The sequence below is a fragment of the Vibrio sp. Vb1980 genome, from assembly GCF_033338615.1.
Lineage (GTDB): Bacteria > Pseudomonadota > Gammaproteobacteria > Enterobacterales > Vibrionaceae > Vibrio > Vibrio alginolyticus.
Map to the genome: position 1 here is coordinate 20,269 of NZ_JAWOSZ010000003.1, position 16,071 is coordinate 36,339.

Genomic DNA, 16,071 nt, shown 5'->3' on the forward strand with positions numbered 1-16,071 from the left:
ACTCAGATATTGTGGTCAAAATATAGAAGAAAGCCCCGAGTTCGGGGCTTTTTTGCGGTCTCAAATATTATCGCTATTTGAGTGGCGTTTCTTTGTGACAGTTAGAGCAGATATACACTTCTTTGATGCCGACCAATCGTTCCCAAAGTGTTCTGCGTCTTCTACGCAAATGCACGCTATCACAGCAAGGGTTAACGATGGTTGCTTTAGTCATCATCACCAGGCTCCAAAATCGGTAGTGAACTCGCGATGCTTGTCATGGCTTCTTTGCTGTTAGAGTACAGACCATATTCCGGTGCGGATTCATGACCGTTTTGTTCTTTACTCCAACGAATACCAATATAAAAGTCACCAAAATCGCGGTTGATGTAACGATGACGAGTTTTGTAATCTGACTCTGAGCCTGTTTCTTCTAGAATCAGCAGTTCACGGTCTTCATCATTCTGGATTTCCCAATTACCTGGAGTTTGGAATCCTGTTGGCATGAACGAAGTGTAGTTGTAAGTATCAGTGTCGTATTCGTACGCACCTGACGAGTATTTCAGGACTGTGTCGTCGCCTGTGCCATTACTTTCTACCATCAAGTCATGCTCTACCGTGCCGTGTTTGATGTGTTCTGCAACCGAAAGTGATTCTGCAAATGGGGTATTGCTTGAGTCCATCCAGAACAGCTCATCATCTGATATTTTAACGATCATTTGAGTGCCGTTATGCTCGGTTTTGTGCTGGTACAACATTTCATACTCGTCGCCGTAGCTGTTGTATAGCTTACCGTCTTTCAGCTCAACGTCGTTACAGTCTTTATTGTTGTATTCCGTGTAACCAGTTTGTTGGTCCAGATCGGCAAGAATGGCGTAAGCATCGTGTTCCCATGTGTCTTTTAGGAAGTCACTGATGTTCGCTTTGTACTCTTGATTCATCTCATCGTGGTTTGAACCCCAGCAGAATAGTAGGCCTTCAGAATCTTGCATCAATATGGCGTAGCCAATTTCACCATCTTTCTGTGCAAAGCTACCCATTTTCCATTCTTGACCGTTGAAGTGCTCGTGAGTGAAGCCCAAAGTCGGTACTACTGGTGGTGGCGTGACGCCTTCGATAACCGTTGGCATGCTGAGCGCAATTTGTACCGCGGTATGGCCATCTGTTGCGCTAATCGCAAGTACTGCTCCAGCTTCACCTGCTTTTGTTGGTGTGCCTTTAATGGTGATAATTGCATTACCATCCTCAGATACTGTTAGACCTTCGATGTCTACATAGTCCGCTGAGTAGTCGGTAATTTGACCGTCTTTATCTTGGAACAAACCAGAAATATCGAGTGTTTGTTCAAACACTTCACCTTGTTGTAGGTACCAACCATCAACGATGGACTGCAGACGCGCTTGTTCTGTTTCTACAACCATTGGTGGTAAGTTTGCCGATTCGATTTCGAACTGAAATACGGTGCTTACCGTACCCAAAACCTTACCTGACGAATCAATGTCTTGCGCCGTTAGAACAATCTCAAAATCACCAGCTTTCTCTACGATTGCAGTTGGATGTAGAACAATCAGGTTGCCAGTTTGCACAACTTCAATGCCTGTGCCTGCAAAGTTGTGCGTCAGTTTGGTTGTCACAAGGTTTTGGTCTTTGTCTGCAAATAGACCTTCAATGTCTAGCTCTAAGCCATCAAAGTCCACGCCTTGTACGATTTTTGGTAGTTTTTCTAGCTTATCTTTAGCTGCCTTTTCGACGATTTTGTTTACGGTTAGCTTGTTATTAACTGCCGTTTCAGGTGCTAAGGTATCGCTGTCTGGGGTCGCGTCAGTGATGATTGGACGTAGATTTGGGTCATTGATGTTTTCGCCAGATGCAACAAGACGTTCCACTTCTTGGTTTGCCGCTTGAGCAAACTCCGTGGCTTTTTTCTCGTAGTTCGTTGGGTTTTGTGCTTTCGAGTCGGTCAGAATCTGAGCGGTTTTATGTAGTTCGGCGTTTTTTGTCGCACCTTCAACAAAATCACTGTACAGATCAATTGGTGCTTCTTCTGAGCCTCCTAGCGCTTGGTTTACTTTCGCTTTCGCATCTTCTTCACTAATGGCTGGATCTTTTGCCATTTCAATCGCCACAAGATCCGTGATAGGTGAAATCACGTTTGACGATGTTGGTGCACGGAATACGATTTCGTGCGCCATAGCTTGGCCTGGATGATCCATATCAACCGTGTATTTGCCAGCGTACTCTTTCGCATCCAAGGCGATGAGCTGTTTCTGCTTTGAACCGTTTGGTGTGATGGTCTGTAGCGCTAGAGTGCTTTCTGGTTTTGCATCCAATTTCAGTTGACCTTTCTCATCGGTCAGACCAAGGAATGTTTCTTGAGTGTCCCATTGGCCGTTGTTGTTCGTATCTTCAAAAACAACGGCATGCTTGAAGTAGCCGTCAAAACCTGTGATCACAACGCCGTCGTTAGCACTGTTTGAACCACCATCTGAACCGCCACAGCCTGTAAGAGCGATAGCCACTGACGCTGCTAGTAAACTCACCTTATTCATTATTTATTTGTCCTTGTTTCGTTTCCGAATGAGAAAGTCGCTTTTTTTATTATTTTTTTCTTTATATCTCACTAGTGAGATATAAGAGAGTGGTGTCTTTTTAATGACTATTGAGCTTAGGTTCAAGACACGAAAATCCGCACAAAACCCGTAAAATTTATTTCTATTTTTTGTCTATGATGGAAAATTTATAATTTGATCACGGTTCCAGTTTTATTTTGGGAATGATTGTTTTGTTAATATAACCACCGGTAAAAAAGGTTTATTGGGTGTCGCTAAGGACAGGGGCGTGATAAATCATGTTGATCTTAAATTCCTCAACGCGATCAGCAAATTGAGGGTGAGGTTTAAGCACATAACTGTAGACTTCGCCTGGAATGAATATGTCGTAATCTGTGTATTCAAGGTTGTAAAACATAAATGTTCGTTGCCAGTAATTATCTGGCCATTCAGCACAATGTATTGGATTTACGCCGTCAAAATCCATTGAGCTAGAGATAATATCGGCAAACTCGCCTCGCCCCGCTACGATAGAGCTGTACCAGTAAAATAAATAATCATGACAAAATAGGTCATGTTGATTTGATTTCATATTGAGATCAGAGTCCAGTTTGTGCACTGGTTCGTTACCCTGAACACTTTTATCAAATATGTAGTTGCTAGCAGTCCCGTTTATGTAACCTCCTCCTGAAATTGGGAAGAGGTAGTCAAACGACGTTCCTTGATATTCGTACTCGCCAGTGTGGACATTGATGCGCTTTTCCATGGACTGCTTGTTCTTTTGCATGGTATAGCTTTCGAATTGTTTACCATCAAACACGGTGGTGAAGTAGTTCCGAGTATCTTCATGAACCTGAGATGGGTATTCTTTTTTGATGGTCCAAATTTGGCGTACACCTTGGACATAAACGATCAACGAGTCATCACTGATTTTGTACTTGCCCACTTTTTTCAAGTCTCCCTTTTCAGGACACTGGCGTTTGTTGTGTGAGGCGGCATAACTTACTTCGCCCCCCTCAAACTGAAAGGCCTCGCAATACACCACTTCATACGCGTACGCGATACCGGCAAGATTTTGTGTCGTCTCTAGGCGATAAACTACATCGCCAACTAACGGGTGTTCTGTGTCATTTTGATCGGGTGTGATAACGGGTAACTCAAAGTGCGTTGTGACCCATGCATGATCGCTATTACCGTGATAATCATCGCGCGCGGCTACCGCCAAATATGTGGTGGTTTTTATTTCCTCAGGCGCTCCTTGTACCATCATTTGTCCTTGGTTGAGGACTCTTAACCCATTGGCGTTTTCAAGCCAAATCTGAGTGGTGAGGAGATCGCCATCTGGGTCTTCAAAAAGCTGGTTAAGGTTGAGCGAATAACTCACCGGAGAGTTTTGTTTCAGCTCCCAAGCATAAATAATGGTTTGTAGCTGCTGTTCCACAGTGAGGTTGATGATGGGTTTATTATTCTCTGATGGGTCCTCTTGTGGTCGGCTGTTCTTATCACCCAATGCTGACTCGTAAAACGTGTTGTCTTCTGTGGTATGAAATGGATTCGTAACAGGGCCTGGTTGTCCTAAAAGGGCGGAGTTAAATGCGTCATCTCCCGTTTTTTTAGGAGTGCGATCCAACGCAGAACCTGTCAACGCTTGCTTTACTTCAACTAAAGATGTGCGCTCATATTGACGATGTGCTTGCTGGGTTGACTTGTCGGCGTTGTCTGACGAGTCTTTTACAGATGCCAAATTGTGTTTGTTTGAAATGAAGTAAATACCGAACAAACCGACGCATACTGCGCCGATTATCCAAAGCTTTTTGTTCATGATTACGTGTGCGCCATTCGTGATTGTAGCCAACTGCGAGAGAATTTGAGGTCTTTCTCTATCAGGCTTGCGCTGCACTCGAGTAGCTCACTGATTTCTTGGTTTTTCATGCCCATTAAATACTTGAGTTTGAGTGCGCTCGATTGGCGTGGATAGCGGCTACTGAAACTATCCAGAGCTTTATCCATGATAATCAATTGCTCGAAACGATCTTCTTCATCTCTCATCAATGTAATGTGTTGACGCTTTTGTGCTTGGTGCGAGCGTGCGTTGTCGATCAAGATTTGACGCATCACTTTGGCGGCCATCAAAAAGAAATCGCGCTTTGTTTCAATTTCACTCATGTCGCAGTTGGACATTTTCAGGTAAGCATCATGAATTAATGCCGTGGTGCTGTTGACGCTGTCTGCCAGTACTTTGTTGTCGGTGCCGTACTTTTCTGCATTTCGTTCACGTTCGTGTTGGGCGATCTTACGCAACTGTAAATAAGCAAACTGATAGAGCTCGCTCTCAGCTTGTTTATCACCAGATTGCCATTGTTGAATGATTTGTGTCAGTGCTACTGCTGTTGCCATGGTTATACATCCTCGCTCACTTTGACAAATTCAGAAATGGTGTGGGTTTCAATGCGATCAGAGCCGTCTTGGTTGCGCAGAACATTTTGTTGATAGCGATATAAAATGCCTTGCTCCCAAGTTGCACCAGCTGGCAAGTATTCCCAGGTGGTGTAATTGATTTCGGATGGGGTTGTTGACCAACGTACCATGACGTTCATTTGCGCGAGTTCGGCTTTGGGGGCGCTATTGTTGACCCACCACATGTCGGCAAATTCGCGGGTAACATCTTGGGTGTACAGGCTTGTATCGGTTGGGCAGGTGTCCGTATTTTTCGGCAGTCGCATGACTTGTTGATGGCGCATCAATAGGCACGATTGTGTCATGGACTGTTGGTGGTATTCGGTTTGCTGCCACACGCCGAGGTAGTCAATATCGTGTTCGCTAGTATTGGGATACGTAAACCAGAGCATTTCTGTGCGGTTATTGTGTTGGATGTTTTTTTTACGCCCGAGACCTTGTACTTTTTCCATCAATAACTCGGTGCTCGGATCAAAATTGAGGGCAACGGAGCGGTACTTCCAGTCGCCTTCATCATCGAAGTCTTCGAGAGAAAAGCCATTCAAGTCGTTGCGGGTGCACCCTGTGATTGAACAACCAACGATATTAAACCAATCCGCAAACTTGCTTATCGGTTCGACGACATCTTCCGTGATAGGGCGCTTCATCGAGAGGAAGCAGCCTTGAAAATGGTCGCCAATGCTTGGGTGTTCAATCAATGAGTCTTTGGTGATGGTGAATCGAGTTTCACCAATAGGAGGACGATATTTGGGATGATGCTGATAGCGTAGATCGTAAGCACAAGCGCGGCCTTGCCAATCCTTCTTTTTGATGACGATGTTTTTGAACGTCATGTCGCGAGGTTCAAAAATGATCTCATCAGAGGAAAAGTTTTTTTCAATGTACTGCTGGCTTTCGTTTAGGTGTTCAATCGCCTCATTGACAGATACCCAATCGAGATTGAGGTAGCGTTTAGCGTCATCCAGGTAATTGAGATCAAGGCCTTTGAGCTGGCTTTGAAAGTGAGGATCAGACAGCACACGGTTTGCTAGGACAATTTCCTCACGATTCTCAGGCGTGCTGTCGAGAGAAAGCAGCAGACGCGTCATATTGATGCTGCGGCTAGGTTTGGTTGTCGCCATCGTCGGCGTCAGCACTTCTTGGCTTGATAAGGTCGTCAGCAGATAACCTTTATCATCGTTACCAAGGAAGAAGCTAATTACATCACCGGGTTGGTAATGAAATGCTCCTTGCTGAGTGACGCCAGTGATATTGGAACTGGTTTTGTAATACAGGCCAGTCACTGGGGCGTCGATAAAGTAGCCTTGCTTCAAGGTTGAAGCTGGTGGGTGTGAAGTGGCAGCTGAAACGTCTGCTGCCAACGTGGACGTAGCCGTCAATGCAGACAGCCAAAATACCACTGAACGTGTATACATCTTGTTTTAAGCCTTATTGGTTGGTGCTGTCCTTAGACGCACAATTTGGCTGACAACTCATTGGTGTAGTTAGGTGCTTCTCTGGCACCGGTGTCATCATCGCCAACAACATTTTTTGTTTTATATGTTTGGGGATATCTGGGTTAGAGAGTATCCGCCTTCGTGTTAACTCCATCATGGAGTTCACTGAGAGATGTTCGACATTTTGCCCCTTCGCGTGGAAGATGAGGCGAGTCATTTCGTACATCATATCTTCTGCAATCTTCTTCTCTTGTTGCAGCTGGATATTCTTTTGCATCATGGCGCTGCCAAATAACACACCAGAGAGCACAATGATGCCTGACAATACCGAAGCAAGGGGACGTCGCTGTACCAAGCGAAAGGCGCTATACAATGGCCAGTTTTTTTTCTGCTCGATTGGACGGCGTTCGATAATTCTTTCGATATCAATGCGCAATGCTCTAGCATCGGTATATCGCATTTGAGTGGCAGGACGCGTTGCGCGTCTTATCACCCAGTAAACATCAGACCAAATTGTTGGTGATGGAAACATCAAAGCGAGAATTTTGCCCAAGGAGTACACGTCGCTTTGCTCTGTTAGAACCAGTCCTGCTTGCTGCTCTGGGCTGGCAAAATTTTGGCTAAACGCAATCAGCGCTGAGGGTGAGTCTTCTCGGTTGGAGTGCGCTTTTTGAGTCAAGTTGAAGTCAAGCAGCTTGGGACGCTTGCTACGATCAATCAGTATATTTTCTGGTTTTAGATCGGCATGCAAAACCTGGTGTTGGTGGGCGTGCTCCATCGCCTGGCAGATCTGCTTAAACAACAGCAGCTTCTCCGTTTTTTCTAGCTTATTTTCAGATAGATACTCATCCAAAGTTTGACCAAACACCCGCTCCATCACGATGTAAACCGAATCTTGATGGAGACCGCCGTCAAACACTTTCGCGATGTAAGGATGGTTTAGACGCGCGAGAAGTTGAGCTTCGTCGAAGAGTGCACGTTGCCCTAACACATTGCTCAAATTGCTTTGAATAAACTTGATAGCCAGATCTTGCTCGAACGTTTCATCTGCACGTAGAGCTGCGTATACGACACCCATGCCACCACGCCCCAACTCATGAGTTAGGCGGTACTTACTGATGATTTCTCCGCTTAGATCGACGTCTTGGTTCGTTGCCTGATGAGCACCAAAATAAAGTAACTGCGTTAGTTGTTCTTCCGGTGTCTCGTTGGCTAAAAGAGGAACGAGTTGTCGATACAGCTCAGGTTGACTTCGTTGCAATGCTTGGAGGTATTGCTGCTTTTGGGAGTCGTCCAGATCAAGCAGGTGGTAGTAAATCTGGGTTTCGCTAGAGCCTAACTGCACTGTGACTAATGTCTTATTCTTTTAGGTACGGCATTTTATAAGAACTTTGATATAAATGTCATTTATTTATTCGGTTTTGATTCACAATCCATGAAACGCAATTTGATTGCTAATGGAGTAATAACGTCATGATTTTGCGAATTATTTTCACTGAACTTGTCGGCAGAGAGTCTATTCGTCATAATGTTACTTGTAACATTACTGATAAATCACATATTTATGGCTCAACAGAATAAGAAAACTCGTACGACATTGCAGGATGTCGCAGACCAGGTTGGCGTCACGAAGATGACCGTTTCACGCTATATGCGTAACCCTGAATCGGTGGCAGAAAAGACTCGGGCCAAGATTGCGACTGCGATTGAAGAGATGGGTTACATCGAAAACCGTGCACCGGCGATGTTGTCAAAGTCCTCCAGTAAAGCCATTGGTATTTTACTGCCGTCTTTGTCCAACCAAATTTTTGCTTCCTTTGTTCAGGGCATAGAGATGGTGACCAAAGCCAATGGCTATGAGACGCTTTTAGCGCATTTTAGCTACGATGAGCTTGAAGAAGAGCGCAAGATCGCGTCATTACTCTCTTATCAAGTCGATGGGCTTATTCTAACTGAAAGCCATCACACGCCGCGTACATTACAGATGATCAAAAATGCGGGCATTCCGGTGGTCGAAACCATGGAACTGCCATCGGAGCCGATTGATATGGCGGTTGGACTCGATCATGAAGATGCGTCGTACACCGTGGTTAAGCAGATGCTAGATACGGGGAAGCGTACAATCGTCTATTTTGGCGCGCGTCTGGATACGCGAACCAAGTTGCGGATGCAAGGTTACGATCGCGCGATGACAGAAGCAGGGCTAGAACCCAAACATGTATTAACTGGTGATCATTCTAGTTTTTCTTTAGCGCATGATTTGCTCGAACGCGCACTGGAAACGCACCCAACGCTCGATGGGGTGTTCTGTACCAACGATGACATCGCAATTGGCACCATGCTGAGTGCGCAGCAACGTGGCATTCAAGTTCCACAGCAATTGGCAGTGGCGGGCTATAACGCGCTGGATATCGGTCAAACCATCAGCCCGAAACTGATCAGCGTTGATACGCCGCGTTTCCAAATTGGTGTAAAGAGCGCAGAGCTATTAATTGCGCGCCTGAAAGGCGAAACGCAAGAAGAAAAAGTCTTCGATATGGGGTATCAGATCACGTCGGGAGAGAGTGTTTAACTAATTGTTAACTGCTCTTTGTATTCGCTCATCAATGGTATTGGTAGGTTAGGGTATGGCACATCAGCTGGATGCATTGGATCTCAACTTAATGCGTTTATTAAAAGCCGTGGTGGAAAACCGCAGCATCAAGCTGGCCGCAATGCAGCTTGGCATTTCTCAACCGAGCGCCAGCCGCGGCGTGATGAAGTTGAAGCAAGTGTTTGATGACCCGCTTTTTGTGCGTAAAGCACATGGGGTAGAGCCATCACCCATGGCGATTCGTCTCGCCGCCGAGTTCGACAATATGGTTGCACCACTGGAAAAAGTGGTGCAAGAATTTGAAGTGTTCGACCCACTGCAATACCAAGGGCAGATTGCGATTGTAACTGACCCTTATTTGATGGATGAACAAGGGCAGCGACTGCTCACTGGCTGTCATCGAGCCTTTCCCAAAGCGCACTTTGCCTTTTCCAGCTGGAATACTTACTCGCACGATGAAATGTTAGAAGGCGAGCACGATTACTGCATTCTTGACCAAGAGACCGAGCTGTCGAAAGACATTTACATGCGCCCGTTATTCGTTGAAAAACGAGTGATTTTGGCGCGCAAAAACCACCCAACGTTGTCGAAAGTCAGCAATGATTGGGACACGGTGTCCAAACTACCACTCGTCTCTTTGCCTGCGCCTGCATCATATAAACCGCTTTGTACCGTGGAGTCCGAGTATCGACGTATGGGTTATGAGCCAGTAGTGTTACTGAAGTCCTATAATTTGCGTTTGGCTTGCCAAATGTTGCAAGAAACCGACGCGATTATGTATGCCAGTCAAAGCTCGGCATTGTTGATGCCAGAACTCGCCTCTTACGCAATGCCACCCGTTAATCGTGAGTTCAGTCAGTTTGTGGTCTCTGGCGGTTTCCTTCAAACCAACCGCAACCATCCTTTGCACAGACACCTACATAAAGTGGTGCGACAAACCCTCAATACGCCGCTGATTTTTACGCAGTGACGTCACCTGATGGCATCAGCTGAATGAGAGAGCAGATGCTTTAACCTTATCAATGTTGTGTGATTACATAGACAACTTATTTCTTAAGATATTCAAAAATGAATATCTCAATTACCTGTCTCTTTTTCCTACCCAGCGCTAACCTTATCTCAAATAGTCAGGAGAAGTGGCTTATTTTTATCTTTTTAACTTTTTGAATGTCGATACAGGTACGCGGCATTCACCATTCTCCGTTATGCATTTTTTTAATTTCTGATGGAGGATTAATCATGCTAGTTGCACGTCTATTTTTATTGCTCGCCATCGTTGCCGAAGTGGCTGGCACCAGCACTATGTCTCTTATCGGACAAGGGCACGGGTGGTGGGGCTACATCGTAATGTATGTACTGATCGCAATCTCTTACTACTTTCTCGCGTTTGCCGCGAAGAAAATATCTATCGGTGTGGCATACGCTGTCTGGGAAGGGTTGGGTATCTCGTTGATCACCGTGGTGTCGATCATCGCCTTTGATGCCAACTTAAACCATCAAGAGTTGTTTGGTTTGATGTTAGCCGTTGTTGGCATTGTGTGTGTGACCTTAGGGGAATCACATGGTCAACCTAACGCCAAGAAAAATGCCGATAAACCGGCAAAAGAACGTTCATTTTCTACTAGTACAAGGTGCGAATCATGAGTCAATTTTTTACGATGTCATTTGGATTTGTCGTGATGGCTGCCTTGGTCGATATCATGGCCAATATGGCGCTGACACGCTCAAAAGGTTTTAAATATAAAGGCTGGGGCATTGCGGCGATTGTGTTGGTACTGACAGCATTCACGCTGTTGGCACAAGCGGTGAAAGAGATCGACTTAGCCATTGCTTATGCCTCTTGGGGTGCGATCGGTATCTTGGGTACCGCAGTGGGTGGAGCCTTGCTGTTTAAGCAGAAACTCAAGCCAATCGGCTGGTTTGGTATCTTTGTGGTGATTGCTGCCGTCGTGGTGATGAAGACCGCTTGATGTAATTTAATGAATGCTAGATATCGTCATTCTGAGTAGCAAGAGACGAGTGTGATTCAGAATCTACCAACAAAAAGTGCTGTGGAAGAGGGGTTTTCTCTGGCTTCACAGCACCTTGATATTAGATTCCTGATCTCGCCTAGGCTCGTCGGAATGACGGACTCATTCATTTTTAAAAAGAACAGAGGCCAATCCTAAAGTTCGTCATTTTGAACAGCAAGAGACGAGCGTGATTCAGAATCTACCAACAAAAAGTGCTGTGGAAGAGGGGTTTTCTCTGGCTTCACAGCATTTTGCTATTAGATTCCTGATCTCGCCTAGGCTCGTCGGAATGACGGATTCATTCGTTTAAAAAGAACCGAGGCCAATCCTAAAGCTTGCCATTCTGAACTGCGAGGGACGGTCGTGATTCAGAATCTACCAACAAAAAAGTGCTGTGGAAGAGGGGTTTTCTCTGGCTTCACAGCACGTTGATAGTAGATTCCTGATCTCGCCTAGGCTCGTCGGAATGACGGATTCATTCGTTTTTTAGAAAGAACAGAGGCCAATCCTAAAGTTCGTCATTCTGAACTGCGAGGGACGGTCGTACCAACAAAAAGTGCTGTGGCAGAGGAGTTTTCTCTGGCTTCACAGCATTTTGCTATTAGATTCCTGATCTCGCCTAGGCTCGTCGGAATGACGGATTCATTCGTTTTTTAGAAAGAGCAGTGGCCAATCCCAAAGCTCGTCATTCTGAACAGTGAGGGACGAGCGTGATTCAGAATCTACCAACAAAAAGTGCTGTGGCAGAGGGGTTTTCTCTGGCTTCACAGCACCTTGATATTAGATTCCTGATCTCGCCTAGGCTCGTCGGAATGACGGACTCATTCATTTTTAAAAAGAACAGAGGCCAATCCTAAAGTTCGTCATTTTGAACAGCAAGAGACGAGCGTGATTCAGAATCTACCAACAAAAAGTGCTGTGGAAGAGGGGTTTTCTCTGGCTTCACAGCATTTTGCTATTAGATTCCTGATCTCGCCTAGGCTCGTCGGAATGACGGATTCATTCGTTTTTTAGAAAGAATAGAGGCCAATCCTAAAGCTCGTCATTCTGAAAAGCGAGGGACGAGTGTGATTCAGAATCTACCAACAAAAAGTGCTGTGGCAGAGGTGTTTTCTCTGACTTCACAGTACGTTGATAGTAGATTCCTGATCTTGCTTAGTCTCGTCGGAATGACGAGGTCTTTCTTCTCGCCTTAAACAATAAAGCTTGCGCCTTCTTCTGCACTCGATACGTTTTGGCGGATCACGCTAAACAAGCCTCGTCCCCATGTTTGTTGGGTCGATTCGGTATCGAAATGAATCAACTCGCGTCCAGTGGTATCGCTTAAGTTGTTCAGTTCGCCCGTTTGGCAATCCAGACGAATCAAATCACCGTTGCGCACTAAACCAATCGCGCCACCACGAATGGCTTCTGGAGAAACGTGAATCGCAGACGGAATTTTACCGGATGCACCAGATAAACGACCGTCCGTCACTAGCGCGACTTTAAAGCCCGCTTTTTGCACGTTCCCTAAAATTGGCATCAGCTTGTGCAGTTCAGGCATGCCGTTTGCCGCTGGGCCGTTGTGTGTGACCACAACGATGCAGTCTTTGTTCAGCTCGCCACGTTTGTAAGCGGCTTCCACTTCGTGTTGGCATTGGAATACGATCGCTGGTGCCACAATCACGCGTTGCTCTTCTTTCACCGCAGACACTTTCACCACGGCTTTGCCTAAGTTGCCAGTCAGTACGCGAGTGCCGCCAGTGTTTTGGAAAGTGGCGTCTGGTTTGGCGATCACGTCACCGTCTTGGCTGCCTTGGCACGGTGTCCAAGTCAGTTGTCCATCGACAAGACTCGGTAGCGTTATCTGGTCTTCAAATTCACCAAACACGGGTTTCACATCGCGATGCAAAAGCTCGGATTCGTTCAAGCGGTGCAATAACGCTGGCACGCCCCCCGCGTCTTGGAACGCGTTCATATCGGCTGGGCCGTTCGGGTAAACGCGCGCTAATAAAGGAACCACATCCGACAGATCGCTGATGTCTTGCCACGTGAGCAAGATGCCAGCAGCACGCGCCACGGCGATCATATGAATGGTGTGATTGGTGCTGCCGCCAGATGCAAGTAGAGCGATGATGCCGTTGACCAAGCTCTTTTCTGTGACCACCTCGGCCAGCGGACGGAAGTGTGCAGAACCCGCCGTCATTGAGGCGATTTTCAGAGCCGCGTGATCGGTTAACGCTTTACGCAGTTGGGTATGGGGATGGATGAATGCCGAACCTGGCAGCATCAAGCCCATGACTTCGAACACCAACTGGTTGGTATTGGCGGTGCCGTAAAATGTACACGTACCCGCAGAGTGGTAAGCGCGACACTCCATATCCAGCAGAGCGTCTTTGCCGACTTCTCCCGCTGCGTATTTTTGGCGCACGTCGACTTTCTCTTCGTTGCTGATGCCTGTTGCCATCAGACCCGCTGGCACAAACGCCGTTGGTAGGTGTGCGTAAGACAGCGCGCCCATCAGTTGCCCCGGTGCGATTTTGTCACAGATGCCAAGCAGTAATGTGGCATCAAAGACATTGTGACTCAAAGACAACGCCGTTGATTGCGCAATTAAGTCACGCGAAAACAGTGACATATCCATGCCTGCTTGACCTTGAGTCACCCCATCGCACATCGCTGGCACACAACCTGCGACTTGCGCTGTATGGCCGTAGTCCGCCAGCACTTTTTTGATTTGTGCTGGGTAGTCTTGGTACGGCTGGTGGGCGCTCAACATGTCGTTGTAGGCGCTGATCAGCGCGACATTGGCATGAGTAAAATCGAGAATATTTTTCTTTTCAGAAGAGCAAGAAGCGGCGACTGCATGGGCTAAGTTACCACAAGATAAACCAACGCGGCCTTTGCCCGCTTCGGCTTGCACTTCGGTGCGAGCAAGAAACGCAGCGCGCGCTTCACGGCTGCGCTCGGTCAAACGCTGTGTGACCTCAAGAACAACAGAGTGAGTCATTACGCCACCTCGATCGCTTGCATTTTGATTAGCTCAGCGGCAGAGCGTTCCACCACGTCGCTGATGTCTCCGTCGATACTGACGATCAGAGTTTGAGGCTCGTTGTCTGGGCGCTCTAGCGTCTCGAATTGGCTCTTCACCATGTTTTCTTTCATGAAGTGGCCTTTGCGCATACGCATGCGATTAAGGATCAACTCCCTATCGCCATCAAGGAACAGGAAGGTCACGTTGTTGTTGCCTTCGCGGATCTGATCGCGGTAAATCTTTTTCAGTGCTGAACAGACAATGATGCCGTGTTCGTTTTTGCTTTCTAGGCTGTACGCCGCATCACGAATGCGTTCTAGCCATGGCTTGCGATCATCATCGTTCAGAGGCTGGCCCGATGCCATTTTCTGAATGTTCGCTCGTGGATGAAGATCATCACCATCAATGAATTTACGCCCTAGCTTTTTCGCTAGATGCTCACCAATTGTGCTTTTACCACTAGCACAAACGCCCATAACGATGATACTACTACCAGCCATAACTTATCCTCATAACCAAATTTGCGCGTGATCTCAATTTTTGAATTCACTTTAAAATATGGGTTTATCTTATTCATGTTATCGGTAACATGTTACCGGTAACTGAAATAAATGTGAACCATAACACAAACAATAATTCTTAAAGGTGAACCTATGGAGCAATTAACCCAAGCCCCAGATCCTACGTTCCTACTGACGATTGCAGGCCTTGCCATTGCAGCGTTACTCGTTCTGATCATTAAACTGAAAGTCCATGCTTTTGCTTCCCTTACTATGGTGAGTTTAGGTACGGCAATCGCCACTGGCGTTCCTTCTGAGAAAGTCGTATCGACCATGATGGGCGGCTTCGGCGGCACACTGGCTTCCGTGGCATTGCTGGTTGGTCTTGGTGCGATGATCGGTAAAATTCTTGAAGTGACTGGCGGTGCGAAAGTGCTGGCAGACACTTTGATTGGTCGCTTTGGTAAAGAGCGCGCACCATTTGCTTTGGGCGTCGCTTCATTACTGTTTGGCTTCCCAATCTTCTTCGATGCTGGCCTTGTAGTGATGATGCCAATCATCCTAAGTGTGGCGGCTCGTTTTGGTGGCTCACCAATTAAATACGCGTTGCCAGCAGCCGGTGCTTTTGCGGTTATGCACGCGTTTGTTCCACCACATCCAGGTCCGGTTGCAGCGGCAGAATTCCTTGGCGCAAACATCGGTCTGTTATTGGTGGTGGGTATTCTGGTGGCTATTCCAACTTGGTACCTTGGCGCTTACCTATTTGGTTTGTACGCGGGCAAAAAATTCGATATCCCACTATCTAAAGCCTTCTTTAATGGCGAAGCGATGGTGGATGAGCGCAACGCACCAAAATTTGACACGGTTATGACCATCCTTGTGCTGCCAGTACTGCTAATCTGTTTGGATACGGTATTGAACACACTGGCGGTTGCGGGTGTGATTGATGGTAAAACGGCACTGGTTGAGTTCCTACGTATGCTAGGTAAAACCCCAGTTGCGTTGCTGATCACTTTGATTGTCTGTCTGGCTGTGTTTGCCAAAGACTACGGCATGGCAAAACTAGAAAAATTATGTGGTGAGTCATTGGCTCCTATCTGTGGTGTTATCCTAGTAACGGGTGCAGGTGGCATGTTTGGCGGCGTACTGCGCTCAAGCGGTATTGGTGATGCACTGGCTGACGTTCTTACAGACACAGGTATGCCTGTGATTGTGGCGGCGTTTGTGATTTCAACTTGTCTGCGTGTTGCTCAAGGCTCGGCAACCGTAGCGCTAACCACTACGGCGGCTCTTATCGCTCCAGTTGTGGCAGCATCAACAGGTTTGAGTGAACTCGACCTTTGCTTTATCGTAATCGCGATTGCGGGTGGTGCAACGGTACTGTCTCACTTCAATGACTCTGGTTTCTGGTTGGTATCTCGTCTGCTTGAGATGGATGAGAAAACCACATTAAAAACTTGGACGGTAATGGAAACGTTACTTGGCAGTATCGCGTTTATTATCGTCGCAACATTAAGCTTTATTCTTTAGAG

The 16,071-nt window shown here is 46.6% G+C and carries 13 protein-coding genes; 5 read left to right on the top strand and 8 right to left on the bottom strand.

The genetic code is table 11. The features are described from left to right. Window positions 1–73 precede the first annotated feature (73 nt). From R7F64_RS06490 to R7F64_RS06515, 6 genes are all read right to left on the bottom strand, one after another. Window positions 74–217 carry a hypothetical protein gene (locus R7F64_RS06490; RefSeq protein ID WP_012841245.1) on the bottom strand — a complete coding sequence of 48 codons (144 nt, stop codon included), beginning with the start codon at window positions 215–217 and terminating at the stop codon, window positions 74–76. Next, window positions 207–2,528, bottom strand: coding sequence for an acid phosphatase (locus R7F64_RS06495; protein WP_318071544.1), 2,322 nt, complete (start codon window positions 2,526–2,528; stop codon window positions 207–209). The genes R7F64_RS06490 and R7F64_RS06495 overlap by 11 nt, the downstream gene beginning before the upstream one ends. Window positions 2,529–2,790: 262 nt before the next feature. Continuing rightward, window positions 2,791–4,350, bottom strand: coding sequence for a hypothetical protein (locus R7F64_RS06500; protein WP_318071545.1), 1,560 nt, complete (start codon window positions 4,348–4,350; stop codon window positions 2,791–2,793). Between the two features lie 2 nt (window positions 4,351–4,352). Further along, window positions 4,353–4,925, bottom strand: coding sequence for a sigma-70 family RNA polymerase sigma factor (locus R7F64_RS06505; RefSeq protein ID WP_104979902.1), 573 nt, complete (start codon window positions 4,923–4,925; stop codon window positions 4,353–4,355). 2 nt (window positions 4,926–4,927) lie between these two features. After that, the gene (locus R7F64_RS06510) at window positions 4,928–6,400 is read right to left on the bottom strand and encodes a chromosome partitioning protein ParA (protein ID WP_238952165.1); all 1,473 of its coding nucleotides are present in this window, start codon (window positions 6,398–6,400) and stop codon (window positions 4,928–4,930) included. Window positions 6,401–6,413: 13 nt separating this feature from the next. Then, the gene (locus R7F64_RS06515) at window positions 6,414–7,766 is read right to left on the bottom strand and encodes a serine/threonine-protein kinase (protein ID WP_318071546.1); all 1,353 of its coding nucleotides are present in this window, start codon (window positions 7,764–7,766) and stop codon (window positions 6,414–6,416) included. Between the two features lie 219 nt (window positions 7,767–7,985). Between R7F64_RS06515 and R7F64_RS06520 the strand changes: the two genes are divergently transcribed. The 4 genes from R7F64_RS06520 (at window position 7,986) to R7F64_RS06535 (ending at window position 10,984) form a co-directional block, all read left to right on the top strand. Beyond that, on the top strand, window positions 7,986–8,993 hold the full coding sequence (locus tag R7F64_RS06520) for a substrate-binding domain-containing protein (RefSeq protein ID WP_047103689.1): 1,008 nt from the start codon (window positions 7,986–7,988) through the stop codon (window positions 8,991–8,993). 55 nt (window positions 8,994–9,048) lie between these two features. After that, window positions 9,049–9,984 (top strand): LysR family transcriptional regulator, encoded by a 936-nt coding sequence (locus tag R7F64_RS06525; RefSeq protein ID WP_005379132.1) that lies wholly within the window; start codon window positions 9,049–9,051, stop codon window positions 9,982–9,984. Between the two features lie 269 nt (window positions 9,985–10,253). Continuing rightward, window positions 10,254–10,658: an SMR family transporter gene (locus R7F64_RS06530; protein ID WP_005379135.1), complete on the top strand. Its 405-nt coding sequence runs from the start codon at window positions 10,254–10,256 to the stop codon at window positions 10,656–10,658. Beyond that, window positions 10,655–10,984 carry an SMR family transporter gene (locus tag R7F64_RS06535; protein WP_005478614.1) on the top strand — a complete coding sequence of 110 codons (330 nt, stop codon included), beginning with the start codon at window positions 10,655–10,657 and terminating at the stop codon, window positions 10,982–10,984. The genes R7F64_RS06530 and R7F64_RS06535 overlap by 4 nt, the downstream gene beginning before the upstream one ends. A 1,234-nt stretch (window positions 10,985–12,218) precedes the next feature. Here R7F64_RS06535 and edd read toward each other — a convergent pair. Together edd and R7F64_RS06545 are read right to left on the bottom strand one after the other, a co-directional pair. Beyond that, window positions 12,219–14,015 (bottom strand): phosphogluconate dehydratase, encoded by a 1,797-nt coding sequence (gene edd / locus R7F64_RS06540; RefSeq protein ID WP_318071547.1) that lies wholly within the window; start codon window positions 14,013–14,015, stop codon window positions 12,219–12,221. Next, a complete protein-coding gene (locus R7F64_RS06545) occupies window positions 14,015–14,539 on the bottom strand; it encodes a gluconokinase (protein WP_318071548.1) in 525 nt (174 codons plus the stop codon). Before R7F64_RS06545 ends, edd begins: the two co-directional genes overlap by 1 nt. 153 nt (window positions 14,540–14,692) lie before the next feature. Here R7F64_RS06545 and R7F64_RS06550 point away from each other — a divergent pair, with 153 nt between their 5' ends. Then, window positions 14,693–16,069 carry a GntP family permease gene (locus R7F64_RS06550; RefSeq protein ID WP_318071549.1) on the top strand — a complete coding sequence of 459 codons (1,377 nt, stop codon included), beginning with the start codon at window positions 14,693–14,695 and terminating at the stop codon, window positions 16,067–16,069. Window positions 16,070–16,071: the final 2 nt, after the last annotated feature.